This window comes from Alloalcanivorax venustensis (assembly GCF_047495515.1).
Lineage (GTDB): Bacteria > Pseudomonadota > Gammaproteobacteria > Pseudomonadales > Alcanivoracaceae > Alloalcanivorax > Alloalcanivorax venustensis.
Window position 1 is genome coordinate 1,288,828 of the sequence record NZ_CP179934.1, and the last position, 26,240, is coordinate 1,315,067.

Consider the following 26,240-nt stretch of genomic DNA (forward strand, 5'->3'; position numbering starts at 1 on the left):
GAGGGATAGAGAGTTTGTTGTACAGAAAAACAGGGGGTGGCGGCAAGCGCCGCGGCCGCTTATCTGTCCGCCTTGCGAACCCCGTCCACCCGCACCCAGTCGCCGCGCTGCCGGGTGGGGCTGAGATCGAACCAGGGCGCGTAGGCGTCGCGCACGCTTTGCGCCTGACCGGCGAGGATACCGGACAGCGCCATCGGCGCGCCCGGGCGGCAGCGGCCCGCCAGCACCGGCGCCAGCTCGATCAGCGGCGCGGCGAGAATATTGGCCACCAGCAGGTCGCACTGATAGTCGGTGGCCAGGGCCTCCGGCAGGCACAGATCGAGCCGCTCGCCGACGCCGTTGGCGGCGGCGTTGTCGGCGCTGGCGGTGAGCGCCTGGTGGTCGATGTCGGTGCCCAGCGCCCGCTCCGCGCCCAGCAGCAGCGCGGCGATCGCCAGCACCCCGGAGCCGCAGCCGAAGTCCAGCACCTGCTTGCCGTCCAGGTCGGTCTGCTCCAGCCACTCCAGGCACAGGGCGGTGGTGTCATGGGTGCCGGTGCCGAACGCCAGGCCCGGGTCCAGCTTGAGATTGACCGCGTCCGGCTGCGGCGGGTCGCTCCAGCTGGGTACGATCCACAGCCGCTCGCCGAAGCGCATGGGCTGGAAGTCGTCCATCCAGGCCCGTTCCCAGGCCTGGTCGGCCAGTGCTTCGACACGGTGATCGGCGAACACCAGACCCTGCTCGCCCAGGCGGGCGAGGATGGCGTCGGTGTCGGTGTCGTCGCTGAACAGGGCGGTGACCACGGTGGTGCGCCACAGGGGGCGGGCCCCCGGGGGCGGCTCGAAGACCGGCTGGTCGGCGCCGTCGGTGAGCGTCACCGCGCCGGCGCCGAGCGCTTCCAGGGCGTCCTGGAAAGCGTCGGCGTGGTCCGGGTCGGTGGCGATGTGGAGCTGAAGCCAGCTCATGAACCGAGCTTCTTCTCCAGGTGGTGGATGTCCACGCCGCCTTTCTGGAACGCGGGGTCGCGGAAAATCTTGTCCCGGTGCAGGGCCACGTTGGTCTTGATGCCCTCCACCACGATTTCATCCAGGGCGTTGCGCATGCGCGCGAACGCCACGTCCCGGTTTTCGCCCCAGGTGATCAGCTTGCCGATCAGCGAGTCGTAGTAGGGCGGTACCGTGTAGCCGCCGTAGACGTGGGAGTCCACCCGCACGCCGTTGCCGCCGGGGGCGTGGAAGTAGCTGATGCGGCCGGGGCTGGGCACGAAGGTGACCGGATCCTCGGCGTTGACGCGCACTTCGATGGCATGGCCGAGGAAGGTGACGTCCTCCTGCTTCAGCCTGAGAGCGTTGTCGCCGGCGATGCGCAGCTGTTCCTTGACGATGTCGACGCCGGTGATCATTTCACTGACCGGGTGTTCCACCTGCACGCGGGTGTTCATCTCGATGAAGTAGAAGCGCTCGTCCTCGTAAAGGAATTCGAAGGTGCCGGCGCCGCGGTAGTTGATCTCCTTGCAGGCGTCCACGCAGCGTTTCGCCACTTCGTTCTTCAGATGCAGGGGGATGTCCGGGGCCGGCGCTTCCTCCACCACTTTCTGGTGGCGGCGCTGCAGGGAGCAGTCCCGGTCGCCCAGGTGAATGGCGTGGCCGGCGCCGTCGGACAGCACCTGGATTTCCACATGGCGCGGTCTCTGCAGAAACTTTTCCATGTAGACGGTGGCGTCGCCGAAGGCGTTCTTGGCTTCCGAGCGGGTCAGGGTGATGGCGTTGAGCAGCTGGTCGCGGCTTTCCACCACGCGCATGCCGCGCCCGCCGCCGCCGGAGGCCGCCTTGATGATCACCGGGTAGCCGATCTCCTCGGCCATCATCAGCGCCGCGTCGGCGTCGTCGCCCACCGAACCGCTGGAGCCGGGCACCGTCGGCACACCGGCTTTCTTCATCGCTTCAATGGCGGACACCTTGTTGCCCATCAGGCGGATGGTTTCCGCGCGCGGCCCGATGAAGATAAAGCCGGAGCGTTCGACGCTCTCGGCGAAGTCCGCGTTTTCCGCCAGGAAACCGTAGCCGGGATGGATGGCGTCGGCGTCGGTGACCTCCGCGGCGCTGATGATCGCCGGGATGTTCAGGTAGGAATTGGCCGACGGGGCCGGGCCGATGCAGACCGCCTCGTCCGCCAGGCGCACGTGCATCAGATCCCGGTCGGCCTTGGAATACACCGCCACGGTGCGAATGCCCATTTCCTTACAGGCGCGCAAAATCCGCAGGGCGATCTCGCCTCGGTTGGCAATCAGTACTTTTTCCAGCATGGGGAACCCCCGTTAAACGATGGAGAACAGGGGCTGGTCGAATTCCACCGGCTCGCCGTCCTCCACGAGAATGGCGTCGATGGTGCCGGATTTGTCCGCCTCGATCTGGTTCATCATCTTCATCGCCTCGACGATGCACAGCACATCGCCGGCTTTCACTTTCTGGCCCACCTCCACGAACGAGGCCGCGCCCGGGGACGGGGAGCGGTAGAAGGTGCCGACCATCGGCGAGCGCACCATATGGCCGCTGGGGGTGTCGTCCTGGGCCGGGGCTGCCGCTTCCGGAGCCGGGGCCGCCGGTGCGGGCGCGGGGGCCGAGGGCTGCGGGGCGTACACCGGCGCCGCGTGGCGGCTGCCACGGCTGATGCGCACGGATTCCTCGCCTTCCTGAATTTCCAGTTCTTCAATGCCGGACTCTTCCAGCAGTTCGATCAGCTTCTTGATTTTTCGAATGTCCATGCTCATTCCTGTGCCTGATCCAGTTTTTCCAGAGCGGCGGCCAGCGCCAGCCGGTAGCCGGTGGCGCCCAGGCCGCAAATGACGCCCTCGGCGATGTCGGAGAAGTAAGAGTGGTGCCGGAAGGTTTCACGGCGGTGCACGTTGGACAGGTGCACCTCGATGAACGGAATCCGCACCGCCAGCAGAGCGTCGCGCAGTGCCACGCTGGTGTGGGTGAACGCGGCCGGGTTGAACAGAATGAAATCGATGCCTTCCGCGGGGGCGCCGTGGATGCGTTCGATCAGTTCGTACTCGGCGTTGCTTTGCAGATGCTGCAGGTGGTGTCCGGCCTCGGCGGCCTGGTCCATCAGTGCCTGATCGATCTCCGCCAGGGTGGCGGCGCCGTACTGGTCCGGCTCGCGGCGGCCCAGCAGGTTCAGGTTGGGCCCATGCAGGACGAGGATGCTAGCCAAGGCGTATACCCCTGAATTTGTCGTTATCTGCGTTGAACGTGTGGCAAAAAGCCAGTTTGTCCGACTTTTCCCTATATTTGGGAGTCTAAGGGTATCTCATGAAGGAAAAAAGGACTTTACACCATTGGTTACAAGTAGGGTCGACTGGGCTCTCCAGCGGGGCGAGGTGCCGGGCAGGGCTGCCCAGGACACGCCACGAGTACCTCCCTGTAGGCTCGGATTTGGCCGTCCCTGGCCAAATACGGTCCTGGGCAGCCCTGCCCGGCACCTCGCTGGTGCGAAGAGGCCACCGCCACGGGTCGGAATAGGGCCTTGTGGGAGCGGGCCCTGCCCGCGAAAGGGTGGCTTCAGCCACCCGGCGGGATACCAGAGACGTTGTTGGCGCCCTCGTTCAAAGGTGTGGTGTTACCCGCCGCTCCAGGTGCTTGAGGAAACGCTCGCTGTCCATCTCGCCCAGCACGCGGGATTCGGGCACCTCTTCGCCGTCGGGGGCGAAGAACACGAAGCTGGGCAGGCCGAAGATGTCGTAGTCGGCCATGATGTTCTGGTTTTCCTGGTTGATCTCGGTGATGTCGACCCGGTAGAGGTCGTAGCCGGCCATGGCGTCGAGCACGCGCGGGTCGCTGAGGGTGGTGTCTTCCATGACCTTGCAGGCCACGCACCATTCGGCGAAGAAATCCACCAGCACCGGTTTGTCGGCGTCGGCGGAGCGGGCCAGGGCGTCGCGCAGGCCCTGGCGGCCGTCCACGTCGATCCAGGGGCCGTGCTGGCCGTCGTCCGCCGTGGCGGCGGTGTTGTCGCCGCCGGCCTGGCCGCTGCTTTCGGTTTGCGGCTGGGTGAGGGGTTTGAGCGGCTGCCAGGGGTCGCTGCCGCCGCCGGCGGCGCCCACCACCATGATCGCGCCGTACAGGGCCAGCACCAGGGCGAGGCCCCGTTTCAGACGCGAGCCGCCTTCGCGCACCGGTTCCAGGGCGCCCAGCTGCACGCCGTACACCGCCAGCAACAGGCCGTAGAAGGCCAGCGTCAGGGTGTCGCTGACAATGCGGTCGAGCAGCCAGATGGCCACGCCCAGCATGACGACGCCGAAGAAGCGTTTGATGTCTTCCATCCACTGGCCGGCGCGGGGCAGGAAATGGCCGCCGCCGGTGCCGAAGATGATCAACGGCACGCCCATGCCCAGGGCCAGGGCGAACAGCGAGGCGGCGCCGGTGACCGCGTCGCCGGTGCCGGCCACGTAGAGCAGGGCGCCGGCCAGGATCGGGGTGACGCAGGGGGACACCACCAGGGCGGAAATCACGCCCATCAGAACGGCGCCGCCCAGCCCGCCGCGGCCGTTGGGCCCGGCGTTGTTGAGCCGGTTGCGCAGCCGCTCCGGTAACTGAAGCTCATAGAGCCCGAACATGGACAGCGCCAGCAGCACGAAGATCACCACGCTGGTGAGGATGGCCGCCGGCTGCTGGAGCAGAAACTGCAGGTTGAGGCCGGCGCCGAACACCGCCACCAGCAGGCCGGCCAGGGTGTACGGCACCGCCACGCCGAGCACATAGGCGCAGCTGAGGATAAAGCCGCGGCGGGCGCTGGAATCGCTTTGCCCGGCGATGATGCCGGACAGGATCGGCACCATGGGGAACACGCAGGGGGTGAAGGCCAGCAGCAGGCCGCCGGCGAAGAACAGCGCCACGATCAGCCCCAGGTTGCGGTCGTGCATCCAGCTGTTGAAGGCGTTGGCGTCCTCGGAGAGCAGAATGCTGAAGAAGCCGTCCTCGCCGTCGCGGGGCTCGCCGGGTGCGGCGCCGTCGTTTGCCGAGACGTTGCCGGCCGCCGGCGCGTCGGCGGCCGGGGCGCGCTCCGGGCCGGGCGCGCTGAACGAGAAGGTGCGGACCTCCGGCGGGTAGCACAGCTTGTCCTCGATACAGCCCTGGTACTGCACTTCCAGCTCGGTGTCGGCCAGGGGCACGCTGTCCAGCGGCAGGCGCACGTCGAGCTGGCCGAAGAACACGTTGACGTCGCCGTAGATTTCGTCGGTCTTGGCCTCGCCAGGGGGCAGTTCCAGGTCGTCGAAGTCGTCCAGCAGGTTGCCGTTGGCGTCGCGCAGGGTGAAGTCGAGGCGGTGGCGGTAGAGGTAGACCCGGTCGAGCATGCTGAAGCTGACCAGCAGCTGCTGGCGGTCCCAGTCCGCGTCGGGTACCACCTGGATCGCTTCGTCCACGTTGGGCAGGCGGTCATCGCCGCCGCCGAACGGGCTGTCGCCGCCCCCCAGGGACAGCGCCGGGGCGGCCACGCTCAAAGCGAGCCCCACCACCGCGATCAGCATGCGCAGAGTCAACGTCATCTATTCCTCCCACTGGATACAGCCTTTCGATGCCGGACCGGAGGCCGGGTTCCCGAACGCGCCGGGAAAAACACCGCACAAGTATGCCCGAGCGCGGATTAGCACCGGGTTAAGCATTCTCGCCGTCCCGGCCCGGCGACGCAAAACTAAACGCCGCGGAGGTCGCCCTTCGCCGCTGCTTGACGTTACTCTGGTAGCCTCTTGGGACAAGACGACACTCGGGAACGATAATGACGGACGACAAATTCGGACAAAAGGTCGGGGACACCCTGCTGGACCCCAGGAACAATCGTATCTGGAAAGGCCTGCTGTGGCTGCTGGCGATCCTGCTGCTGGTGGATGTGGCGCTGGGCTGGTACTGGAGCTGGGAGCCGGACCTGTCGGAAGTGAACCGCCGTGACGGCGCGGTGGCCGGCGAGACCATGACCCGGGAAGTGATCCATGTGGCCAGCACCCTGCTCGACAAGCCCGGCGGCTACCTCAGCAACGACATGCTGCCGCACCGGCTGTGGCTGGATAACATGCCGTCCTGGGAGTTCGGCGTGCTGGTGCAGCTGCGCGACGTGACCCGGGTGATGCGCCGCGATATGAGCCGCTCCCAGTCGCAAAGCCAGGAAGACACCTTCCTGGCCATCGCCGAGCCGCAGTTCAACTTCGACGCGGAAAGCTGGGCGATGCCGGCCACCGAGAGCGAGTACCGGCGCGGCATTCGCGCGCTGGAGAATTACCTGGAAGCGCTTAAGCGCCAGGACGGCAGCGCCCAGTTCTATGCCCGCGCCGACAACCTCAACTACTGGCTCAATGAAGTGCAGAACCGGCTCGGCTCCCTGAGCCTGAGCCTCAGCCAGAGCGTCGGCCGCACCCAGCTCAACACCGACAACGACACCCCGGTGGGCGAGCTGGACAAGGAAGAGCGCTTCGTGAAGACCGGCTGGATGGAGATCGACAACGTTTTCTATGAAGCGCGCGGTGCCTCCTGGGCGCTGGTGCAGCTGATGCGCGCGGTGGAAGTGGACTTCGCCGACGTGCTGCGCCGCAAGAACGCCACCGTCAGCTTCCGGCAGATGGTGCGCGAGCTGGAAGCCACCCAGCAGACCCTGTGGAGCCCGGTGATTCTGAACGGCTCCGGCTTCGGGGTGTTCGCCAACCACTCGCTGGTGATGGCCAACTACATCACCCGCGCCAACGCTTCCCTGGTGGACCTGCGGAAGCTTCTTCAAGAAGGGTGATCAGGCCTTCACTCCTAAGAACCCAGCGAAGTTGTACCACTTAAAGAACATATCCACGTTATCCAGGCCGCTGCGGGCGAGAATCTTGATGTTCTCGTCCGGGCGGTAGGGAATCAGCACGTTCTCCAGCGCCTCCCGCTTCTTGGCGATCTCGGTTTCCGAGTAGCCGTTGCGCTTTTTCATGTCGTAGTAGAGCTTGATCCACAGCCGGTTGAGCAGGGCGTCGCTGCCCAGCACCTTTTCCACCAGGATCAGCACGCCGCCGGGGTTGAGGCCGTCCACCACCGAACGCAGCAGGCTTTCCCGATTAACCGGGCGCACGAACTGCAGGGTCAGGTTGAGCACCACCACGGAAGCGTTCTCGATCAGGATGCCGTCGTTCAGGTCGGCGTGTTCCAGCCGCAGGCGGCCGGACTGGTGCGGGCCGCTGAGGTTGTCGCGGGCCTTGTCCAGCATCGCCGCGGAATAGTCCACGCCCACCAGGGTGGCGCCGGGGTCCACGGTGCGGTCCAGGCTTTTCAGGGTGAGGCCGGTGGAGCAGCCCAGGTCGTAGACCCGCGAGCCGGGGGTGGCGAATTCGCCGGCCAGCTCGCCGATCATGCGTTGCAGTTCGCCGTACTGGGGGATGCTGCGATCCAGCATGTCGTCGAACACCCGGGCGGTGCTTTCGCCGAAATCAAAGTCGCTGATCGCCCGGTCCTGTTCGGCGAACAGCCGGTCCTTGCCGGAGGCAGGTTTGGAAGTGGGATCGTTGTTCGAAGTCATGGGTCCGCCTGACGCTGAAAACCGCCCCAAAGGATGAAGGGGCGGTTTTCAGCTGTCCATTTTTTTCGCGGACCGGTCAGGCAGCGGCGGACACCGCCGGCTCGGGCAGGGTGGCGCGCCAGTCGTCCAGCAGGTGGGTGTTGTCGTCCTGCCAGGGATGGAAATCCGGGCGCAGGTACTGGAACCAGGCCGGGATCGCCGCGCTCACCACGCCCCGGTAGCCGAACATCTTCCACAGGCCCTTGGCCAGCGTCAGCGGCTGGCGGTTAACGCCGTCCTGCTTCAGGAACTGCCAGGTGAAGTAGGCGCTGAAACCGATCAGATAGGCGGTGCCGGTAAAGAAGGTGCGCTGGCGGCGCCAGTAGCCGCCGTCCACGTCCTGATAGAGGTCGAAGGCCACCGCTTTGTGCTCGGTCTCCTCAATGGAGTGCCACACCCACAAATCCCGCACCGACGGGTCCATTTTCTCCACCATGTCGCCGCGCCGCAGAATGGTGTCGGCGAGAATCGCGGTGATGTGCTCCAGGCCGGCGGTGGCGGCCAATTGCTCCTCGGCGCTCAGGTGCTTGCGGCCACCGGCCAGCAGATGCCGGGTTACGCCCAGCGCTTTTTCCACCAGCGCCTCATAGCCCTTGCCGGACACCAGATCGTTGAACGCCTGGTGCTCCAGGGAGTGCATCGCCTCCTGGCCGATAAAGCCGGAAATGTCCTTCTGGCGCTGCGGGTCGTCGACCCGGTCGCGGAAGGCGCGCACCGCGTCCACGAAGAAGCGCTCGCCGTCCGGGAAGGTCACCGACAGCACGTTCATGAAATGGGTCAGCACCGGATCGTCGTCGAACCAGTAGCGGGTGTTCTCCAGGCCTTTGAAACGGAAGTTCATGCGGCGCGGCCGAATCGGCAAACGCTGAACGGCGCGGCGGGAACGGGAAAGCAGTTTCATGGCGACTCCGGGGTTTCTGCCATTGATTGATGTCAACAACTATGGTCCAGTCGTGCCTTCCCGTCTTGTTGTGGAGGGCCAACCTGTGGTCGTTTCAGGCCGGACCTGGTTCACCCCCGGTATTCCCGGCATCTATGTGGTGCTGCTGTGCGATGTCCTCCGCGATCTGGGGCATGACCCGGCGGCGCTGCTGAAGACGCTGGGCCTTAAGCGCGAGCAGCTGCTGGATTCGGAGTACCGGCTGCCCCTGGAGCAGGCGGACGCCGCCGCCGAAGCGGCGCTGGCGCTGGTCGGCGACGCCGGTCTCGGGTTCCGCTATGCCCGCGCCATGCGCATCACACTGCACGGGCCGGTGGGGCTGCTGGCGCTGTCCAGCCCCACCATGGACGACGGCCTGGAGGCGGCGCGCCGTTATCTGGGGCTGCGCGCGCCGTTTCTGAGCGTGGAGCGGGTGCCCCTGGCCGAGCGGCGCCAGGCGCTCGGCTTCCGCACCGACTTCAGCCCCGGCCCGATCCAAAGCTTCGTCATCGAGGCCATGGTGATCGGCTTCGTCTACATGCTGGAGCAGCTGCTGGAGGCGAGCCCGGAGGGCGCGGAAGTGCACTTCCAGGGCGCGCCGCCGCCGCACGCCGAGGCCCTGCGCAGGGCGGTGCCGGTGCCGGTCCACTACGGCCAGGCGCGGGACGCGCTGATCGTCTCCGAGGCGCTGCTGGCGGCGCGGCCGCGGCTGGCCGACCCGCAGGCGGAAGCCCTGGCCCGGGAGCAGTGCGAACTGGAATTCCGGCGCTGGCGCGCCAACCAGGAAGGGCCGTTGCCCGAGCGGGTGCGCGCGATACTGCGGGATCACGACGCGCCGCTGCCGGAGCTCGCCGAGATGGCCGAACAGCTGGCCACCTCGCCGCGCACGCTCAAGCGCCACCTGCAGCAGGCGGATCTCACCTATCGACAGTTGCAGGACGAAGCGCGCTACCGGCAAGCCTGCAAGCTGCTGGGGGAACGCGGCACGCGCATCAGCGAAGTCGCCTACGCACTGGGCTACAACGACGTGGCCAACTTCTCCCGCGCCTTCAAGCGCTGGAGCGGCAAAACGCCGAGGGAATATAGAGAGGGGATCTAGAGAAAGGCGGGATTTTTTTGGAACGATTTGTGCGAGCGGGCCCCGCCCGCGAAAGGGAGCGACGCTCCCGGCAGGATCCCAGAGGCCTTTAAAAACGGCACAAAACAGCGTCTCTGGTATCCCGCCGGGTGGCTAACGCCACCCTTTCGCGGGCGGGGCCCGCTCCAACAAGCGATTTCGAAAAGGGGTTACTTCTTCTCGAAGGCCGCGACGGACTTGAGGATTTCCTCTTTGGCGGCGGAGGCGTCGGCCCAGCCGTCCACTTTCACCCATTTGCCGGCTTCCAGCTCTTTGTAGTGCTCGAAGAAGTGCTTGATCTGCGCCAGCAGCAGCTCGGGCAGGTCGGTGACTTCCTTGACGTCGTCATAGAGCTTGGTGAGCTTGGTGTGGGGCACCGCCACCAGCTTGGCGTCCTTGCCGGCTTCGTCGGTCATGTTCAGGACGCCCACCGGGCGGCAGCGGATCACGGAGCCGGGCACCACCGGGTAGGGGGTGACCACCAGCACGTCCAGCGGATCGCCGTCTTCGGACAGAGTGTTGGGGATGTACCCGTAGTTGGCCGGATAGAACATGGGCGTGGCCATGAAACGGTCGACGAAGATGGCGTTGCTGTCTTTGTCGATCTCGTATTTGATCGGGTCGGCGTTGGCCGGGATCTCAATGGCAACGTAGATATCTTCGGGAACGTCTTTCCCGGCGGGTACCTTTGCAAAATCCATGGTCTGTCCTTTAAGCGATTGGGTCATCGGGCAGGGACCGTGGCGGTGCCCTGTTGAACGGGCGCGGATTATAGCAACCGCGCGCCCCGCCTGGCTAATCGCCGAAAGTCGTAGCGGACGGTGCCTCCCGGCGGCGTGGCGGGTACAATCGCCCCGCGTCAGTATGAGGAGCCCGACATCATGCATGTTCATGAAATTGCCCATCCACTGGTGAAGCACAAGCTGGGGCTGCTGCGTCAGAAGCACCTGAGCACCCGGAGCTTTCGCCAGCTCACCGCGGAAGTGGCCAGTCTTTTGACCTATGAGGCCACCAGCGACCTGTTACTGGAAAACTATCAGGTGGACACCTGGATGGGGCCGGTGCCGGCCCAGCGCATCAAGGGCAAGAAAGTGACCGTGGTGCCGATTCTGCGCGCCGGCATCGGCATGCTGGACGGCGTGTTGGAGCTGATCCCCAGTGCCAAGGTCAGCGTCGTGGGGCTCTACCGAGACGAGACCACCCTGGAGCCGGTGACCTATTTCGAGCGGCTGGCCCATGGCCTGGATGAGCGCCTTGCCCTGGTGATCGATCCGATGCTCGCCACCGGCGGCTCCATGGTCGCCACCATCGACATGCTCAAGAAGGCCGGCTGCAGCCAGATTCGCGCCCTGGTGCTGGTGGCGGCGCCGGAGGGCATCCGCCGTGTCCACGAGGCGCACCCGGATGTGACGCTCTACACCGCGTCCGTGGACAAAGGCCTCAACGAAGACGGCTACATCGTTCCCGGCCTGGGCGACGCCGGCGATAAGATCTTCGGCACCAAATGAATATCCTGATCGGCGCCCAGATGTTGTTCGTGGCGTTCGGCGCCATGGTGTTGATGCCGCTGCTCACCGGCCTGGACCCCAGCGTGGCGCTGTTCACCGCCGGGCTCGGCACCCTGCTGTTCCAGTGGATCACGCGGCGCTCGGTGCCGGTGTTCCTGGCGTCGTCGTTCGTGTTCGTGGCGCCCATCGCCCACGGCGTCGAGCAGTGGGGCATTCCCGCCACCATGGGCGCGCTGTTCTGTACCGCCGTGGTCTATGTGGTGCTGGGCGCCCTGGTGAAGTGGCGCGGCCCGGGCTTTCTGCACCGGCTGATGCCGCCGGTGGTCACCGGGCCGATCATCATGGTGATCGGCCTGAGCCTGGCGCCCACCGCGGTGAACTTCGCCATGGGGCTGACCGGCAACGGCGCCGAGCGGGTGTTTCCCTACGGCGAGGCCCTGCTGGTGTCGATGGTGGCGCTGCTCACCACCATGCTGGTGGCGACCCTGGCCCACGGGCTGTTCCGGCTGCTGCCGATCCTGTGCGGCGTGGTGGTCGGTTATCTGGCCGCGCTGGCCCTGGGCATGGTGGATTTCGGTGCCGTGCAACAGGCGAGCTGGCTGGCGGTGCCGGAGTTCGTGGCGCCCACCTTCCACTGGCCGGCGATTCTGTTCATGGTGCCGGTGGCGCTGGCCCCGGCCATCGAACACGTGGGCGACGTGCTGGCGATCAGCAACGTCACCGGCAAGGACTACATCAAGAAGCCGGGCCTGCACCGCACCCTCACCGGCGACGGCGTCGCCAGCATGGCCGCCGCCCTGTTCGGCGGCCCGCCCAACACCACCTATTCGGAAGTGACCGGCGCGGTGATGCTCACCAAGGTGTTCAACCCGGTGGTGATGACCTGGACCGCGGTGTTCGCCATCAGCCTGGCGTTCATCGGCAAGGTGGGCCTGCTGCTGCAGAGCATCCCCACGCCGGTGATGGGCGGCATTCTGATCCTGATGTTCGGCTCCATCGCCAGCGTCGGCATGAACACCCTGATCAAGGCGCGGGTGGATCTGCACGCCCAGCGCAACCTGGTGATCGTGGCGGTGACGCTGATCTTCGGCATCGGCGGCATGGTGATGGGCAACGGCGAATTCACCCTGCAGGGCATCAGCCTGTGCGGTCTGGTGGCGGTGATTCTGAATCAGATTCTGCCCGCCGCCCCGGCCACCGCCGACGACCTCCACGAAGAACAGGAATACGTCGACGACCTGCTCAACCACGCCCGGAAAGACCGCGACGTGTAGGCCCACTCCCACAGCCCGTCACAACTCGTCTTTCTTCACCCATTGCTTGGCCTGGGGCGGCTGGTAGTCGGCCATGCGTTCGAGCAGCGCGGCGGGCTGTGATTCCACGATCAGCATGCCCCGGTGGTGGGGGCGCAGGAATTGTTCTTCGGTGGCGTGATCCAGGAAGGTGCCCAGGCCGTCGTAGTAGCCGGCCACGTTGAGCAGCGCGCAGGGTTTGTGGTGCCAGCCCAGCTGCGCCCAGGTCCAGATCTCGAACAGCTCCTCCAGGGTGCCGACGCCGCCGGGCATGGCGACGAAGCCGTCCGCCAGCTCGGCCATGCGCGTCTTGCGTTCGTGCATGGAGCCGGTCACGTGCAGCTCGGTGAGGTCCGGGTGGGCCAGTTCTTTCTCCTGCAGCGCTTGCGGGATCACGCCGGTAACCCGGCCGCCCTCGGCCAGCACCGCGTCCGCCACCGCGCCCATGACGCCCACACTGGCGCCGCCGTAGACCAGCCCCATGCCGCGCGCCACCAGCTCTTTGGCGAATTCCCGCGCCGCCGCCACATAGTTATCGCGCCGCCCCGGACTGGACCCGCAATACACGCACAGATTACGCATCGGTTGTTTCTCCTTGGTGGATAAGGTCTCTACGAAGCCCGCTTTGTGGGAGCTTGCCTGCAAGCGAAAGGCCGGCCACGCCGGCCGGCAGGATACCAGAGGGGTGTATCGACGGTTACTGAAGACGTTTCTGGTATCCCGCCGGTGGCTTTTGCCACCTTTCGCGGGCCAGGCCCGCTCCCACAAGGCTCGCAGGGGCTATTCCGGACAGGCACCGGCCTGCCCGTGATCACGGATCTGCGCCATCACGCTCTTGGCGCGCAGGGTCATGAAGGTGCGGATGTCCACGCCGCCGTCGCGCAGCTGCTGGGCGGTCCAGGTGTTGCAGGTGCGCCCGAACCAGAAATGGCCCCGGGCGGGAAAGAAACGGCTGTCGCCGTACAGGCCCGGGTCCGCCGCCAGGGGCCGGCCGTCGGCGTCCAGTTTGAAATCCCCGGCCAAGGCGGCCTGCAACCGTTCCAGGCCCTCGGCGGACAGGCACAGTGCCTGCACGTCGCTGTTCGGCAGGTCCGCCGGGTGTTTGTCCAGCCCGACCACGTGCAGCACCGTGTCGGTGGGCCAGAACAGCGCCTTGCCCAGCAGCCAGAGGTTGTCTGTGCGGCGGTAGAAGTCGTTGTCGCCCCAGCCGATTTCGTACCACACCGGGTCATTGAACTGCTCGTCCAGGAACGCCAGCGGCGGCGCCAGCCGGTCCGCCGGCAGCACAATGCCGGTGTGCCAGCGGTGGCGCACCACCAGCACGGTGGCGGTCTCGTCGCCGGCGCGCGCGTCCTCCGGCGCCAGTGTGATCAGCAACGCTGTTACCAGGGCGGCCATCAATGTTTTCATGAGGCGATGTTAGCGATGCGCCGGGTGGTTGTAACCCGGCGCGCACCGGCTACCAAGGATGGGAGTGGTTATGCGGAGCGGACAAACGGTGCCCGGCGTCGGCCTGGTGCTGGTGGCATTGGCGGCGCTGTGTTGGGGCGTCTCCGGCGGCATCGCCGGGATACTGATCGAGCAGGGCTGGGACGCCTCGGTGGTGTCGTTGTACAGAGCGGCGGTCGGGCTGGTGCTGGTGGGTGTTTACCTCGCCATTCGCCCCGGCGGCGGCGGTATCCGGCATCCCCGCCTGTGGCTGTGGGCGGTCCTGGCCGGCCTGGGGGTGGCGGGCAACTTCAGCTTCTACTTTCTCAGTATCGCCGAAGGTGGCGTCGCGGTGGCGGCCACGCTGATGTACTCGGCGCCGGTGTTCGTCTACCTGGTGGCGTTCGGCTTCAAGCTGGAGCGGCCCACGCCGGTCAAAGGGCTGGCCATCGCCCTGGTGATGCTCGGCATCGTGCTGCTCACCCGGCTGTACAACGTGGATGTCGGCAAGGTGACGGCGGCGGGTATCGGCTTCGGGCTGCTGGCGGGGGTGTCCTACAGCGTTTTTATCTACGGCTTCAAATACGCCGCCGGCCACGGCAGCCCGCAGGCGGTGCTTACCATCGCGTTGGGTTGTGCCGGCGTGATTCTGCTCGGCGCCAGTGATACCACGCAGGCGGTGGCGGTGTTGAACGCCCCGCAGTGGTGGCTGTTTGCCCTGCTCGGGGTGCTCGGCGCCGGGCTGTCGTTCGCGTTTTATGTGGTGGGTCTGAAGCGCACCGCGCCCACCCTGGCGGCGATCGTCGCCATGGTCGAGCCGGTCACCGCGTCCTTGTTCGGTGTTCTGGTGCTGGGGGAAACCCTGGCGCCGCTGCAGATTCTGGGTCTGGTTCTGATCCTGGTGACGGTCACCGGACTGAGCCTCTACTCGAACCGGCGCCGTTGAGGCGCGGGCCGTCGGACCTGGCTTAGCGGCGGCGCGCCTTCATGGCCCAGCCGACGATCACCACCGGGGCCGCCAGGCCCACCCAGGACACCCAGTCGAACACGCCGTTGCCGAGCAGGGCGGCCAGCAGGCCGACCAGGCTCAACAGCGCGATCAGTGTCGGTGTGGCGAAAATCTGCCAGGGCGTCTTGCGGGCGTTGCCCCGTTGCGTGTCCATCAGGGCTTGCCTCCGGCGGGCTGCGCCGGCACGGCGCCGCCGTTTTGTGCGCGGGCGCCGGCCGGGCTGGCGCGCCGGCGCGCCACCCACAGGTAGAGGCCGGTGATCAGCACCACGATGGTGATCACATCCAGCACCGCCCAGAGAATTTTCAGCGGCAGGCCGCCGTAGTCGCCGAAGTGCAGCGGGCCGGACAGCGACAGGGTTTTGTTGTACCAGGGCATTTCGCGCATGTCGGCGAATTCACCGCTGCGGGCGTCCACCAGAGCCGGGGTGATGATGTGTTCTGTCAGCGAGGTGTTGCCGTGCAGGAAGATCGCGAAGTGGTGGTCGGTGGACCAGCCGCCGCCGGGGAAGGCGACGAACTGCAGCGTCATGTCCGGCGCCGCCTCTTCGGCCTGGGCCACGGCGCGGTCCAGCGACGCCATTTCATCCGGGGTGGGCACGGCGGCGTCTTTGTAGCCCTCGGTGAGGTCGGCCAGGGCCTGGGTGCGCCAGGTGTCCACGATTGGGGTGGAGAGCGTGTTGATCACGCCGGTGAGCCCCACCACGGTGAGCCAGGCCACGGTGACCACGCCCAGCAGATTGTGATAATCGAGCCATTTGATGCGCTTGGAGCGTTCGGTACGCAGGGTGCCGAAATCCAGCTTGCGCATGAACGGCGCGTACAGCACCACGCCGGACACGATGGCGATAAACAACAAAAAGCCCATCGCCCCCAGGAACAGCATGCCGGGCAGGCCCAGGAACATGTCCGTGTGCAGCTTCAGGATGAAGTCCATCACGCCGCCTTCGTGGTGGCCGGGGACCAGCTCGCCGCTGGTGCGGTCGAAGGAGGCGAAATGCATCTCGCCGTCGGAGGCGTCCGGCGTCGGCCCGCTGGTGACGTTCACCACCGGCCGGTCGGTGTCGAAGCTCATGAACAGCGGCACGTGATCGGGCCGGTTTTCCAGCGCCGCGTCCAGCATGTGGTCCAGCGACAGCAGCGGGCCGTCCGGATTCGCCGGTTGCCAGGTGCTGTCGTCCAATGCCGCGTCGATCTCGTCGTGGAAGATCAGCGGCAGGCCGGTCAGGCACAGCATCAGTATGAAGGCCGTGCAGATCAGGCTGGTCCATTTGTGTACCGCCGACCAGGCGCGGATGGTGCTCTGTTGCATGTTTGACTGCCTGAGCGCCCCGGTTTGATACCGGGGCGCCTGAGTTGTCGTTTAAAAGTCCAGGGTGGCGGACACCAGCACGGTGCGCGGTGCACCGATGGTCAGGTAGCCGGCGCCCGGGAAGCCGCCGGCGGAGGCCCAGTAGTCTTCGCCGGTGACGTTCTCCACCCGGCCGCGCAGGGTCAGGAACTTGCTGTCGCCGAGGGCGATCAGGTAGCGCGCGCCCAGGTCCAGACGGGTCCAGCTGTCCACCTTCTGCTCGTTGGCTTCGTCCGCGTACTGCGAGCTGGTGTAGATCACGCGGCCGTCCACGGCCAGGTCCGGCAGCTGCGGTACCCGGTATTCCAGGTTCAGGTTGGCTTGGGTGTCCGGCGAGCCGATGGCGTCGTTGCCGTCCACGTCCGCGTCCAGGAAGCTGACACCGCCCAGCACCGTCAGGTTCCGGGTGGCGTTGCCGTAGGCCATCAGCTCCACGCCGGTGTTTTCCTGGTCGTCGATTACTTCATAAACGTTGGCGGCGTTGAGGCCGGCGATCGGTTTTTCGCTGCGATACACCGACACACTGCCGCCCAAGCCGCCGCCATCATACTTCATGCCGACCTCGGCTTGTTCGGTGGTGTAGGGATCCAGCCTCTCGTTGGGGTTCACGGCACCATTGCCAAGGCCGGCGCTGTCGCCTTTTTGCAGGCCTTCAATGTAGTTCGCGTAGGCGGACAGTGAGGGCGTGAGCTTGTACAGAACCCCTACGGTCGGCGTGATCTCGTCTTCGTCGTAGCTGGTGTCTGCGTTGCGCACGCCAGTGTCGTAGTCGTAATCGTCGGTTTTCAGCTTCTGGTAACGCGCGCCGAGAGTGACCAGCAGACGCTCATCAAACATGGAAAGTTGGTCGGCCACCGCCAGGCTTTGGAAGCGGGTTCGCGCCGTCAGTTCGGGGTTATCAAGATCGCCGCCGAAGAATGTATTTGCCGGGCGGGGCACTGTTACCGGGTCATAGATATTGCCAGCCACCCCGCCGAACGAAAGCCCATAGGCATTGTCGGATTCGAGCTCATAGGTGGAGCCGGAAACGCTGACCTTATGGCCAATGTTGCCGGTGTCGAAGGCGAAGCGAACACCGGTCTCGCCGGTGATCACAGTGTCTTCCCGTGCGGTATCAAAGCGGCCCGCGGTGTAGTCGCCTTCAGCATTGGCAACATCGGGATTTGCGAAACTTGAATTTTCCTCACCCCGGCGCGCGCCCACGGCGGCCCAGCCGGTTATGTTGTCCGCGAAGTCATACTCGGCGCGGAGTGTGCCGAAGACGTCGTTGGAGTCCGAATAGGTCCAGGGCTGGCCGATGGATTCATCCGCGTCGGGTGCATCGGTGATCGGCACGCCGGGAAGAAAGGTAATGTTAGGCTGGCCGCCGTCGATGCGGTGCTTCTGGAAGCCCAGATCGGCGGACACCCGGAAGTTCTCTTCACGGAAGTCCATGCCGAGGTGGGCCATGGACAGCTCCGCTTCCTCGCCGTCCACGGCGGTGTCGCCGTCGCGGCGGGCCACGTTCAGACGAATGCCGAAGCGGCCGTCGTCGGAGCGGTTGGCCATATCGGCGGCGGCATAGGCCTGGCCGCCGCTCTGGGTGCCCAGGGTCACCTGGTTGAGTGCCCGGTTCGGCGCCCGCTTGGGCACGATGTTGACGGCGCCGCCCAGGCCGCTGCCGCCCGGCGCCGCGCCCTTCAGGAAGGTGTTGGCGCCACGGAACACCTGCACCCGCTCAATGAAATTCGATGCCAGATACTGGCGCGGCAGCAGACCGTACAGGCCGTTATAGGTAATGTCGTCGGAGTAAATCGGCAGGCCGCGCACCAGGTACACCTGCTGGTAGTTGCCGAAACCGCGCGCCACCCGAACCGCCGGATCGTTGAGCAGTACCTCGCCGACGCTGGCGGCTTGCTGATCCTCGATCAGCTGTTCGGTGTAGTTGGTGACGTTGTAGGGCGTGTCCATCACATCCTGAGCGCCCAGGATGCCGATGCTGCCGCCTTCCGCCACCTGGCCGCCGGCGTAGGCCGGGCTCAGGCCGCCCTCGGAGGCATCGGCGCTGGATTGCACCTCCACCGGGGCCAGGGTGTTGCCGCCGCTGCCTTCGTCGTCGCTGGTTTGCGCGTAGGCGCTGGGAAAGGCGCCGCTGGCGAGAATGGCGAGGGAAAGCGCGGAAAGCCGGAAAGCAGGATGTCGCATGGTGAGCCCCGAATTCGAGTTATGGGTAGTTCCGGGGCGGAATTCTACCCAAAATGAGAATTGCTTGCATTCTCTATCGGGGAGGGGAGAGAGGGCGCGGGAGCGGGCCACGCCCGCTCCCGCAAAGGCGCTTACACCTCGAAGGCGTCGTTGAGCTTCTTCGGCACGGCCACCAGCTTGAGCTGCGCGAACTGGGGCAGGCCGTTCTTGTAGGGCGGGTAGGATTCGCCGCCGATCAGCGGCTCCAGGTAGGCGCGGCCGGAGGGGGTGATGCCGAAGCCGTCCTTGCTGATGAACTTGCGCGGCATCTTCTTTTCCACGTTGGCCACTTTGCTGAGCGGCGCCTCGCCGATGGTCCAGGCGTACTTTTTTGTGTCCTTGCGGACAATCGTGGGCATCACCGCGTTCTTGCCGGCGACGGCGAATTCCACGGCGGCGCGGCCCACGGCGTAGGCCTGGTCCACGTCGGTCTTGGAAGCGATATGACGGGCCGCGCGCTGCAGGTAGTCGCTCACCGCCCAGTGGTATTTATAGCCCAGCTCGCTCTTCACCATCTGCGCCAGCACCGGGGCCACGCCGCCGAGCTGCTTGTGGCCGAAGGCGTCGGTGGTGCCGGCGTCGGCCAGGAAGGTGCCGTCGGCGGTGCGCGCGCCTTCGGAGACCACGATCACGCAGTAGCCCACTTTCTTGACGGTGTCGTCGACTTTCTTCAGGAACGCCTTCCGGTCAAAGGCGATTTCCGGGAACAGGATGATGTGCGGGGCGTCGTCCGGGTTGTCTTTGGCGAGGCCGGCGCTGGCGGCGATCCAGCCGGCGTGGCGGCCCATCACTTCCATCACGAACACCTTGGTGGAGGTGGCGCACATGCTGGCCACGTCCAGAGACGCTTCGCGGCAGCTCACGGCGGTGTATTTGGCCACCGAGCCGAAGCCCGGGCTGACGTCGGTGATCGGCAGGTCGTTGTCCACGGTTTTGGGCACGTGGATGGCCTGGATCGGGTAGCCCATTTTTTCCGACAGCTGGGAAATCTTCAGGCAGGTGTCGGCGGAGTCGCCGCCGCCGTTGTAGAAGAAGTAGCCGATGTTGTGGGCCTTGAACACTTCGATCAGCCGCTCGTACTCGCGGCGTGAACTTTCCAGGTCCTTGAGCTTGTAGCGGCAGGAGCCGAAGGCGCCGCCGGGGGTGTGCTTGAGCGCTTCGATGGCGCTTTTGCTTTCTTTGCCGGTGTCGATCAGGTCTTCGGTGAGGGCGCCGATGATGCCGTTGCGGCCGGCGTAGACCTTGCCGATGGTCTGCTTGTTCTCCCGGGCGGTTTCGATCACCCCGGCGGCGGATGCGTTGATCACGGCGGTGACACCACCGGACTGAGCGTAGAAAGCGTTTTTGCGCGCCATTGCGGACCTCCTGCTTGAATTGGCGCGCATTTTAGCCTGCCTGGGGCGTCACTAACAGGCTGCCAGGGCATGGTGTCGAGCGCGGCGCTCTGGAACAATACGCGCCGGGAGGAACCATGAACGCTTTATTGAACGTATTCGCCCGCCTGTGCGTATTCCGCCGCGGGCCGGAAGACATGCCCTACGCGCCGCCCCTGGTGGGCATTCTGCTGGCGCTGTGGATGGTGATCCAGTTGCTCAGTGCCGCGCTCCAGGACGGGCTGTCGGTGGCGCAGATGGTGGGCGTGCAGCTGCTGGCCATGGGGCTGTTGCTGGGGTCCAGCGCCCTGGTCCTGGCGTTCAAAAACCTGCTGGGCCGCTGGACGCAGACCGCCATCGCCCTGATCGGCGTGGACATCGCGCTGTCGCTGCTGGCCCTGCCGATGCTGCTGATCGGCCACGCCGCCGGCGGCACGCCGTCGATACTGGAGGGCGTCTATCTGCTGCTGGTGAGCTGGCAGCTGGCGGTGCAGGCGTTTATTTTCCACCGCGCCTTCGCCATCGGCCCGTTGCTGGGTCTGGCGATGGCGTTCGGGCTGTTGATTCTCACCTTTATGCTGGTGGGCGCCCTGATGCCGGAAGTGCTGCAGGCCAGCCAGGCGGCGTAACGGCTCAGGTGCGGGTCAGGCAGCGCAGCGCCATGGCCGCCGCGGCGGTGCGGTTTTCCACCCCCAGTTTGCGGAACACCTGCTCCAGGTGCTTGTTCACGGTGCGCGGGCTCAGCGACAGGATCTGGCCGATCTCCCGGTTGGTCTTGCCCTGGGCGATCCACAGCAGCACCTGGGATTCCCGCCGGGTGAGCCGTAGCTGCTGGCGCAGCAGTTCGCTTTCCTCCTCGCCGTCGCGCTGCAGCAGCCGGAACAGCGGCTCCCCGGAGCCGGTGTCGCCCAGGTAGCGCAGGCGCAGCTCGCCGTGGTCGCTGTCCAGGGCGGACTGGTCGCCGGGTTCCGGGCGGCGCGCCAGCCAGCGGCGGATGTGTGCCGCCAGTTGGGCGAGACGCTCGTCACGCTGGCCGCCGGCCTCCGCGAGCAGGTGTTCCGCCCGGGGCGTGGCCCAGCGCCAGTGGCCCTGGCGGTCGGTGGAGAACGACGCCTGGCCGAGCCGGTCCAGGGCGGTGTGGGCGCCCTGGGTTATGCGCGCGTTGTGCAGGTGCACGCGGATGCGGGCGATCAGCTCGTCCGGGCGCACCGGCTTGGTGACGTAGTCCACGCCGCCGGCTTCCAGGCCGCGCACCACATCCTCCGCGTCGGTGAGGCCGGTCATGAAGATCACCGGCACCGCCGCCAGTTCCGGGTGCCGTTTCAGGCGGCGGCAGGTTTCGAAGCCGTCCATGTTGGGCATCACGGCGTCCATCAGGACCAGGTCAGGTACCATTTTTTCCGCGATGCCGAGGGCTTGTTCGCCTTCCAGGGCGACCAGGGCGGTGAGCCCGGCCTGGTCCAGGGCGTGGTGGATCATGCCCAGGGAATCCGGAGAGTCGTCCACCACCAGAATCACGTCCTTACGGACCGAAGGGGTCATGGGGTCTGCTCCAGCAATTTGATCAGGGCCTGGAAATCGAAGCGTTCCAGGGGCGCTTGCAGGGTGCCGACCAGGGAAGGCGGCAGCCGCCGGTCCTGCTCGGCGCGCTGCAGGGCGTCGCGGAGGCCGGCCAGGTGGCCGATCTCCGCCAGGGCCAGCAGTTCATCGCGCAGGCCTTCGTCCAGGCGGATCTGGGACACCGGAATGCGCCGCGTCTCGCGCAGGTCGCCGTCCAGATGATGGCGCCAGGTCAGGTCCAGGTGGCGCGCCAGGGTGTCCAGCAGGCCGCCCAGTTTGAACGGTTTGATCAGGTAGTCATCGTGCAGGCCGGCGGGGGCGTCGGTCTGGCTCTCGCGGGCGTTGGCGGACAGCATCACCAGGCTGCCCCGGTAGCCGTTGGCGCGCAGCGCGGCGGCGGTTTGCCAGCCGTCCAGGCCGGGCATGGCGATGTCCAGCAGGATCAGGTCCGGGTTGCTTTGCCGGGCCATGTCCAGGCCGGTCTGGCCGTCCGGCGCTTCGGTGACCTGGAACCCCAGCGGCGTCAGCAGGTCGCTGACCAGGCCCCGGTGGGAGGGGTCGTCGTCCACCACCAACAGTGATTTGGGCGGCCCCTGGTAGCCCACCACCGGGCGCTGGCTGTCCCGGTCCGCGTCCGCGTGGGCAACGCTGGACAGCATCACCCAGAGTCGGAATTCACTGCCCTGGCCCGGCGTGCTGCTGACCTGCAGATCGCCGCCCATGATATCCACCAACAGCTTGGTGATGGTGAGCCCCAGGCCGGTGCCGTGCACCGCCGGCATGCCCGGTTTGCGGACCCGCTCGAAGGGCCGGAAGATGCGCTGCTGGTCTTCCTCGGCGATGCCCACGCCGGTGTCGCGGATGGTGAACTCGGCGACCTGGTTGCGGTAGCGGATATGCAGCACCACCCGGCCCTGGCTGGTGAATTTGATGGCGTTGGACAACAGGTTGATCAGCACCTGGCGCAGGCGCTTCTCATCGGTGGTCACCCATTCGGGGATGCGCCCCTGGCTGTGGAACTCAAAGCCGATGCCTTTTTCTTCCGCCTGCAACTGGAACATGGTGACCAGCTCGTCGATCAGTGAACGCACCCTGACCCGGTTGCGGTACAGCTCCAGGCGGCCGGCTTCGATCTTGGAGATTTCCAGCAGCCCTTCGATCAGATCGGAAAGATGGCCGGTGCTGCGGCGGATGGCCGCCACCGCGCCGCGCCGGTTTTCCGGTATCGAAGGGTCGTTCTCAAGCAGCTGGGCGTAGCCGAAGGCGGCGTTGAGCGGCGAGCGCAGCTCATGGCTGAGCCCGGTGAGGTAGCGGCTCTTGGCCTGGTTGGCGGCCTCCGCCAGTTCCTTGGCTTTCTGCAGTTTGCGGTCGGTCTTTTCGTGGGCTTTGATTTCCGCCATCAGCATGCGGGTCTGGCGGTGGGATTCTTCCTGGGCGACCACGCGGCTTTCGTGGGCCAGCACGAACAGCCAGGCCACCACGCCGCTGATAATGATCAGGATCGCGAACACCTTGGCCAGGGTGGTGGCCATCAGGTCGCGCACCTGCGGATCGGTGATCGCCACCTGGGTGTAGACCAGCGTCAGCAGCCCGGCCATCACCAGCGTGACCAGGGTCAGCAGCCCGACGAAATGCCCCAGGCGCGAGCGCAACTGAACCAGGATGGGGCGGGGCAGAATGCCGCCGAGCCAGTCCATCAGCTGTTCCTGAAAGCGGGCGTGGTGCTTGCAGGCGTCGTTGCAGCGCGCGTCCAGGGAGCAGCACAAAGAACAGATCGGGCCGTTGTAGGCCGGGCAGAACGCCATGTCCTCATCGTCGAAGCGATGCTCGCAGATGCAGCAGGGGCGGCCGCGGGTGGCGGTGGCCGGCTCCGGGGTGCGGGCGATGTAGTAGCGGCCGTCGGTGAGCAGCGCGATCAGCGGCGACGCCACGAACGCGGTGAGCAGCGCCAGGAAGGAGGCCAGCGCCTCGGCGTCGCCGCCCCAGAACCCGCTGCGCGCCACCAGCCCCACCAGGGTCGCCATCACCATGGCGCCGAAGCCCACCGGGTTGATGTCGTAGAGATAGGCCCGTTTGAATTCGATGCCCTTGGGGCTCAGCCCCAGCGGCTTGTTGATCACCAGGTCGGCGACCAGGGCGCCGATCCACGCCACCGCCACCATGGCGTAGCTGCCGAGGATGGATTCGAACGCCCGGTAGATGCCGATCTCCATCAACACCAGGGCGATCATCACGTTGAACACCAGCCACACCACCCGGCCCGGGTGGCTGTGGGTGAGGCGGGAAAAGAAGTTGGACCAGGCGATGGAGCCGGCGTAGGCGTTGGTCACGTTGATCTTCAGTTGCGACAGCACCACGAAAATACCCGCCAACGCCATGAGCGTGGCCGGGTGCGCGGTGATATGGCTGAACGCCACCAGATACATGTGCATGGGTTCCTGGGCCTGGCTGTGTGGCAGCCCGTGGGAGAACGCCAGCACCGCCAGGAAGGAACCGGCCAGCGCCTTGAGCCCGCCGACGATAATCCAGCCCGGGCCGCCGGCCAGCATCGCCAGCCACCAGCGCCGGCGCTGTTTGCGCTCCGGCCCCGGCTCCGGCATGAAGCGCAGGAAATCCACCTGCTCGCCGATCTGCGCCACCAGGGAAAACATCACCGTGGCGGCGGCGCCGAACAGCACCAGATTGAAGGCGCCGTCGCCGCCCATGGCGCCGTCGAAGCCCTGCCAGCGGCTCAGTGACTCCGGGTCCTGAAACAGGATGAACACGAACGGCGCCAGCTGCAGCACCACCCAGACCGGCTGGGTCCACAGCTGGAAGCGGCTGATGTAGGTGATGCCGTGGGTCACCAGCGGTATCGCCACCAGAGAGCTGACCACATAGCCCAGCGTCAGCGGCAGGCCGAACAGCACCTCCAGGGCCATGGCCATGATCGCCGCTTCCAGGGCGAAAAAAATAAAGGTGAAGGAGGCGTAGATCAGCGAGGTGAGGGTGGAGCCCAGATAACCGAAGCCGGCGCCGCGGGTGAGCAGATCAATGTCGACGCCGTAGCGGGCCGCGTAGTAACTCACCGGCAGGCCGAGCAGGAAAATCACCGCGCTGACCACGGCGATCGCCGCCACCGCGTTGGTGAAACCGTAGTTCAGCGTAATAGCGCCGCCGATAGCTTCCAGCGCCAGAAAGGAAATGGCCCCGAGCGCGGTGTTCGCCACCCGTCCTGCTGACCAGCGGCGCGCCGCCTTGCCGGTGAAGCGCAGGGCGAAGTCTTCCAGGGTCTGGTTGGCGACCCACTTATTGTAGTTGCGCCGCACCCGGAAGATGCGTTGTTCGATGGCCATGCCTGATCGTCCGCAATACCCGAAAGCCGGGCCAAGAAGAAAGCACGATTCGTGCCGTACCCCCGAAGCGTGGATACCCCAAGGGCGCAGCCTAGGGCCGGCGCCGGCGGCGCGGAATGCGTCAAATGACGTAGGGGCATGGCGTATTCGCCGAATGGGAGCGAGCCGGCCGCCTTCCCATACTCGTTAGCGAGGGTCGACGGAGCCATCGGGCTCCCGGGGATCCATGCATTTCGCTAACGAGGGGTTAACCATGAAGACACCGAAGCATTCCTTGCCGTCGCGTCCGCGCCGCCGTCTGCTGGCCGGGCTGCTGGCGTTGCCGGCGGTACTGGCGTTAAGCACGCCGTCGTTCGCCGCGCCGCCCACGTCCGAGGTCAACACCTCCGGCCTGGCGGTCACCGAAGACACCGTCAAGGTGGGCATCCTGCATTCCATCACCGGCACCATGGCGATCAGTGAGATCGGTTCGGTGCAGGCGGAGAAGCTGGCCATCGAGCAGATCAACGCCCAGGGCGGCGTGCTCGGCCGGCAGATCGAATACGTTCAGGAAGACGGCGCCAGCGACTGGCCCACCTTCGCCGAGAAAGCGCGCAAGCTGCTGCGCCAGGACGACGTGGCGGCGATCTTCGGCTGCTGGACCTCCGCCTCACGCAAGGCGGTGCTGCCGGTGATCGAGCAGTTCAACGGCATGCTCTATTACCCGACCTTCTATGAAGGTCTCGAGCAGTCACCCAACGTGATCTACACCGGCCAGGAAGCCACCCAGCAGATTCTCGCCGGCATCGACTGGGCGGTGAAGGAGAAGGGCGCCAAGACCTTCTACCTGCTCGGTTCCGACTATATCTGGCCGCGTACTTCCAACAAGATCGCGCGTATTCACATCGAGAAGAAAGGTCTGAAGGTGGTGGGCGAGGAGTACTACCCGCTCGGCCACACCCAGTTCAACTCTGTGATCAACAAGATCAAGTTGCGTAAACCGGATGTGATCTTCGCCTCCGTGGTGGGCGGCTCCAACGTGGCCTTCTACAAGCAGATGAAAGCCGCCGGTGTCGATCTCACCGAAGAGGATCCGCTGCTGCTGACCATCTCCGTCACCGAGGATGAAATCCGCGGTATCGGCGGCGAGAACGTGGAAGGCGTGTACGCCTCCATGAAGTACTTCCAGAGCCTGGACAACCCCAACAACAAGGAATTCGTGGCCGCGTTCAAGGAACGCTGGGGCGACGACATGGTGATCGGCGACGTGACCCAGGCCGCCTATCTGGGCCCGTGGCTGTGGAAGGCAGCGGTGGAAAAAGCCGGCTCCTTCGACGTGGACAAGATTCGTGAAGCCTCCCCGGGCATTGAGTTCAAGAAAGCGCCGGAAGGCTATGTGCGCATCCATGAAAACCATCACCTGTGGTCGAAGACCCGCATCGGCGTGGCGCAGACCAACGGCCAGTACAAGGTGGTCCATGAAACCAAGGACCTGATGGAGCCGGATCCCTTCCCTGAAGGTTACAAGTAACCGTCCGTACCCGGCGCCCCCGGTGGGCGTCGGGATTTTTTAACCGCAGGGGAGCA

General features: G+C 65.9%; 23 protein-coding genes. 7 read left to right on the forward strand and 16 right to left on the reverse strand.

Annotated features, from left to right (window positions below; genetic code table 11):
• Positions 1-59 precede the first annotated feature (59 nt).
• From prmA to dsbD, 5 genes are all read right to left on the reverse strand, one after another.
• Entirely contained in the window at positions 60-944 is an 885-nt protein-coding gene (prmA, locus tag ACMG4O_RS06145; protein ID WP_194855965.1) for a 50S ribosomal protein L11 methyltransferase, read from the reverse strand.
• The gene (gene accC / locus ACMG4O_RS06150; RefSeq protein WP_370185839.1) at positions 941-2,284 is read right to left on the reverse strand and encodes an acetyl-CoA carboxylase biotin carboxylase subunit; all 1,344 of its coding nucleotides are present in this window, start codon (positions 2,282-2,284) and stop codon (positions 941-943) included. The genes prmA and accC overlap by 4 nt, the downstream gene beginning before the upstream one ends.
• A gap of 12 nt (positions 2,285-2,296) precedes the next feature.
• Positions 2,297-2,743, reverse strand: a complete 447-nt coding sequence (gene accB, locus ACMG4O_RS06155) for an acetyl-CoA carboxylase biotin carboxyl carrier protein (protein WP_142947271.1) — start codon at positions 2,741-2,743, stop codon at positions 2,297-2,299.
• Positions 2,744-2,745: 2 nt separating this feature from the next.
• Positions 2,746-3,195, reverse strand: coding sequence for a type II 3-dehydroquinate dehydratase (aroQ, locus tag ACMG4O_RS06160; RefSeq protein ID WP_142947270.1), 450 nt, complete (start codon positions 3,193-3,195; stop codon positions 2,746-2,748).
• A 391-nt stretch (positions 3,196-3,586) separates the two neighbouring features.
• Complete coding sequence (dsbD, locus tag ACMG4O_RS06165) at positions 3,587-5,527, reverse strand: protein-disulfide reductase DsbD (RefSeq protein WP_414434648.1); 1,941 nt, start codon at positions 5,525-5,527, stop codon at positions 3,587-3,589.
• A 230-nt stretch (positions 5,528-5,757) separates the two neighbouring features.
• Between dsbD and ACMG4O_RS06170 the strand changes: the two genes are divergently transcribed.
• Positions 5,758-6,756: a DUF2333 family protein gene (locus ACMG4O_RS06170; protein WP_142949609.1), complete on the forward strand. Its 999-nt coding sequence runs from the start codon at positions 5,758-5,760 to the stop codon at positions 6,754-6,756.
• Here the strand turns inward: ACMG4O_RS06170 and cmoA are convergent, their stop codons facing one another.
• Together cmoA and ACMG4O_RS06180 are read right to left on the reverse strand one after the other, a co-directional pair.
• The gene (cmoA, locus tag ACMG4O_RS06175) at positions 6,757-7,521 is read right to left on the reverse strand and encodes a carboxy-S-adenosyl-L-methionine synthase CmoA (protein WP_414434649.1); all 765 of its coding nucleotides are present in this window, start codon (positions 7,519-7,521) and stop codon (positions 6,757-6,759) included.
• 76 nt (positions 7,522-7,597) lie between these two features.
• Positions 7,598-8,461 carry a metal-dependent hydrolase gene (locus ACMG4O_RS06180; RefSeq protein WP_214013298.1) on the reverse strand — a complete coding sequence of 288 codons (864 nt, stop codon included), beginning with the start codon at positions 8,459-8,461 and terminating at the stop codon, positions 7,598-7,600.
• An 85-nt stretch (positions 8,462-8,546) separates the two neighbouring features.
• Between ACMG4O_RS06180 and ACMG4O_RS06185 the strand changes: the two genes are divergently transcribed.
• Positions 8,547-9,578 carry an AraC family transcriptional regulator gene (locus tag ACMG4O_RS06185; RefSeq protein ID WP_370212027.1) on the forward strand — a complete coding sequence of 344 codons (1,032 nt, stop codon included), beginning with the start codon at positions 8,547-8,549 and terminating at the stop codon, positions 9,576-9,578.
• Between the two features lie 188 nt (positions 9,579-9,766).
• Here the strand turns inward: ACMG4O_RS06185 and ppa are convergent, their stop codons facing one another.
• Positions 9,767-10,297, reverse strand: a complete 531-nt coding sequence (gene ppa, locus ACMG4O_RS06190) for an inorganic diphosphatase (RefSeq protein WP_414434650.1) — start codon at positions 10,295-10,297, stop codon at positions 9,767-9,769.
• Positions 10,298-10,477: 180 nt separating this feature from the next.
• On the opposite strand from ppa, the gene upp reads away from it, so the two are divergent.
• On the forward strand, positions 10,478-11,104 hold the full coding sequence (upp, locus tag ACMG4O_RS06195) for a uracil phosphoribosyltransferase (RefSeq protein ID WP_414434651.1): 627 nt from the start codon (positions 10,478-10,480) through the stop codon (positions 11,102-11,104).
• Entirely contained in the window at positions 11,101-12,378 is a 1,278-nt protein-coding gene (locus ACMG4O_RS06200; RefSeq protein ID WP_414434652.1) for a uracil-xanthine permease family protein, read from the forward strand. Before upp ends, ACMG4O_RS06200 begins: the two co-directional genes overlap by 4 nt.
• Positions 12,379-12,396: 18 nt before the next feature.
• Here ACMG4O_RS06200 and ACMG4O_RS06205 read toward each other — a convergent pair whose 3' ends face one another.
• Entirely contained in the window at positions 12,397-12,978 is a 582-nt protein-coding gene (locus tag ACMG4O_RS06205; protein ID WP_414434653.1) for a TIGR00730 family Rossman fold protein, read from the reverse strand.
• 198 nt (positions 12,979-13,176) lie between these two features.
• Positions 13,177-13,806, reverse strand: a complete 630-nt coding sequence (locus tag ACMG4O_RS06210; protein WP_414434654.1) for a DUF2459 domain-containing protein — start codon at positions 13,804-13,806, stop codon at positions 13,177-13,179.
• 70 nt (positions 13,807-13,876) lie between these two features.
• On the opposite strand from ACMG4O_RS06210, the gene ACMG4O_RS06215 reads away from it, so the two are divergent.
• Entirely contained in the window at positions 13,877-14,770 is an 894-nt protein-coding gene (locus ACMG4O_RS06215) for an EamA family transporter (protein WP_414434655.1), read from the forward strand.
• Between the two features lie 22 nt (positions 14,771-14,792).
• On the opposite strand, the gene ACMG4O_RS06220 is transcribed toward ACMG4O_RS06215, so the two are convergent.
• From ACMG4O_RS06220 to ACMG4O_RS06235, 4 genes are all read right to left on the reverse strand, one after another.
• Positions 14,793-14,987, reverse strand: coding sequence for a hypothetical protein (locus tag ACMG4O_RS06220; RefSeq protein ID WP_370202917.1), 195 nt, complete (start codon positions 14,985-14,987; stop codon positions 14,793-14,795).
• Positions 14,987-16,144: a PepSY-associated TM helix domain-containing protein gene (locus ACMG4O_RS06225; protein ID WP_414434656.1), complete on the reverse strand. Its 1,158-nt coding sequence runs from the start codon at positions 16,142-16,144 to the stop codon at positions 14,987-14,989. Before ACMG4O_RS06225 ends, ACMG4O_RS06220 begins: the two co-directional genes overlap by 1 nt.
• Before the next feature lie 51 nt (positions 16,145-16,195).
• Positions 16,196-18,367: a TonB-dependent receptor gene (locus ACMG4O_RS06230; protein WP_414434657.1), complete on the reverse strand. Its 2,172-nt coding sequence runs from the start codon at positions 18,365-18,367 to the stop codon at positions 16,196-16,198.
• Positions 18,368-18,498: 131 nt separating this feature from the next.
• On the reverse strand, positions 18,499-19,761 hold the full coding sequence (locus ACMG4O_RS06235) for a 6-phosphofructokinase (protein ID WP_414434658.1): 1,263 nt from the start codon (positions 19,759-19,761) through the stop codon (positions 18,499-18,501).
• Positions 19,762-19,877: 116 nt separating this feature from the next.
• Here ACMG4O_RS06235 and ACMG4O_RS06240 point away from each other — a divergent pair, with 116 nt between their 5' ends.
• On the forward strand, positions 19,878-20,408 hold the full coding sequence (locus tag ACMG4O_RS06240) for a hypothetical protein (protein ID WP_067607063.1): 531 nt from the start codon (positions 19,878-19,880) through the stop codon (positions 20,406-20,408).
• Positions 20,409-20,412: 4 nt separating this feature from the next.
• Here the strand turns inward: ACMG4O_RS06240 and ACMG4O_RS06245 are convergent, their stop codons facing one another.
• Together ACMG4O_RS06245 and ACMG4O_RS06250 are read right to left on the reverse strand one after the other, a co-directional pair.
• The gene (locus ACMG4O_RS06245; RefSeq protein WP_414434659.1) at positions 20,413-21,321 is read right to left on the reverse strand and encodes a response regulator; all 909 of its coding nucleotides are present in this window, start codon (positions 21,319-21,321) and stop codon (positions 20,413-20,415) included.
• On the reverse strand, positions 21,318-24,674 hold the full coding sequence (locus tag ACMG4O_RS06250) for an ATP-binding protein (RefSeq protein ID WP_142949596.1): 3,357 nt from the start codon (positions 24,672-24,674) through the stop codon (positions 21,318-21,320). The genes ACMG4O_RS06245 and ACMG4O_RS06250 overlap by 4 nt, the downstream gene beginning before the upstream one ends.
• A gap of 253 nt (positions 24,675-24,927) precedes the next feature.
• Here ACMG4O_RS06250 and urtA point away from each other — a divergent pair, with 253 nt between their 5' ends.
• On the forward strand, positions 24,928-26,184 hold the full coding sequence (urtA, locus tag ACMG4O_RS06255) for an urea ABC transporter substrate-binding protein (protein ID WP_142949595.1): 1,257 nt from the start codon (positions 24,928-24,930) through the stop codon (positions 26,182-26,184).
• The last annotated feature ends 56 nt before the right edge of the window (positions 26,185-26,240 follow it).

Excerpts from the sequence above, each read along its gene's own strand:
- prmA (WP_194855965.1), bottom strand. The coding sequence starts at position 944 with ATGAGCTGGCTTCAGCTCCACATCGCCACCGACCCGGACCACGCCGAC.
- accC (WP_370185839.1), bottom strand. The coding sequence starts at position 2,284 with ATGCTGGAAAAAGTACTGATTGCCAACCGAGGCGAGATCGCCCTGCGG.
- accB (WP_142947271.1), bottom strand. The coding sequence starts at position 2,743 with ATGGACATTCGAAAAATCAAGAAGCTGATCGAACTGCTGGAAGAGTCC.
- dsbD (WP_414434648.1), bottom strand. The coding sequence starts at position 5,527 with ATGACGTTGACTCTGCGCATGCTGATCGCGGTGGTGGGGCTCGCTTTG.
- ACMG4O_RS06170 (WP_142949609.1), top strand. The coding sequence starts at position 5,758 with ATGACGGACGACAAATTCGGACAAAAGGTCGGGGACACCCTGCTGGAC.
- cmoA (WP_414434649.1), bottom strand. The coding sequence starts at position 7,521 with ATGACTTCGAACAACGATCCCACTTCCAAACCTGCCTCCGGCAAGGAC.
- ACMG4O_RS06180 (WP_214013298.1), bottom strand. The coding sequence starts at position 8,461 with ATGAAACTGCTTTCCCGTTCCCGCCGCGCCGTTCAGCGTTTGCCGATT.
- ppa (WP_414434650.1), bottom strand. The coding sequence starts at position 10,297 with ATGGATTTTGCAAAGGTACCCGCCGGGAAAGACGTTCCCGAAGATATC.
- upp (WP_414434651.1), top strand. The coding sequence starts at position 10,478 with ATGCATGTTCATGAAATTGCCCATCCACTGGTGAAGCACAAGCTGGGG.
- ACMG4O_RS06200 (WP_414434652.1), top strand. The coding sequence starts at position 11,101 with ATGAATATCCTGATCGGCGCCCAGATGTTGTTCGTGGCGTTCGGCGCC.
- ACMG4O_RS06205 (WP_414434653.1), bottom strand. The coding sequence starts at position 12,978 with ATGCGTAATCTGTGCGTGTATTGCGGGTCCAGTCCGGGGCGGCGCGAT.
- ACMG4O_RS06210 (WP_414434654.1), bottom strand. The coding sequence starts at position 13,806 with ATGAAAACATTGATGGCCGCCCTGGTAACAGCGTTGCTGATCACACTG.
- ACMG4O_RS06215 (WP_414434655.1), top strand. The coding sequence starts at position 13,877 with ATGCGGAGCGGACAAACGGTGCCCGGCGTCGGCCTGGTGCTGGTGGCA.
- ACMG4O_RS06220 (WP_370202917.1), bottom strand. The coding sequence starts at position 14,987 with ATGGACACGCAACGGGGCAACGCCCGCAAGACGCCCTGGCAGATTTTC.
- ACMG4O_RS06225 (WP_414434656.1), bottom strand. The coding sequence starts at position 16,144 with ATGCAACAGAGCACCATCCGCGCCTGGTCGGCGGTACACAAATGGACC.
- ACMG4O_RS06230 (WP_414434657.1), bottom strand. The coding sequence starts at position 18,367 with ATGCGACATCCTGCTTTCCGGCTTTCCGCGCTTTCCCTCGCCATTCTC.
- ACMG4O_RS06235 (WP_414434658.1), bottom strand. The coding sequence starts at position 19,761 with ATGGCGCGCAAAAACGCTTTCTACGCTCAGTCCGGTGGTGTCACCGCC.
- ACMG4O_RS06240 (WP_067607063.1), top strand. The coding sequence starts at position 19,878 with ATGAACGCTTTATTGAACGTATTCGCCCGCCTGTGCGTATTCCGCCGC.
- ACMG4O_RS06245 (WP_414434659.1), bottom strand. The coding sequence starts at position 21,321 with ATGACCCCTTCGGTCCGTAAGGACGTGATTCTGGTGGTGGACGACTCT.
- ACMG4O_RS06250 (WP_142949596.1), bottom strand. The coding sequence starts at position 24,674 with ATGGCCATCGAACAACGCATCTTCCGGGTGCGGCGCAACTACAATAAG.
- urtA (WP_142949595.1), top strand. The coding sequence starts at position 24,928 with ATGAAGACACCGAAGCATTCCTTGCCGTCGCGTCCGCGCCGCCGTCTG.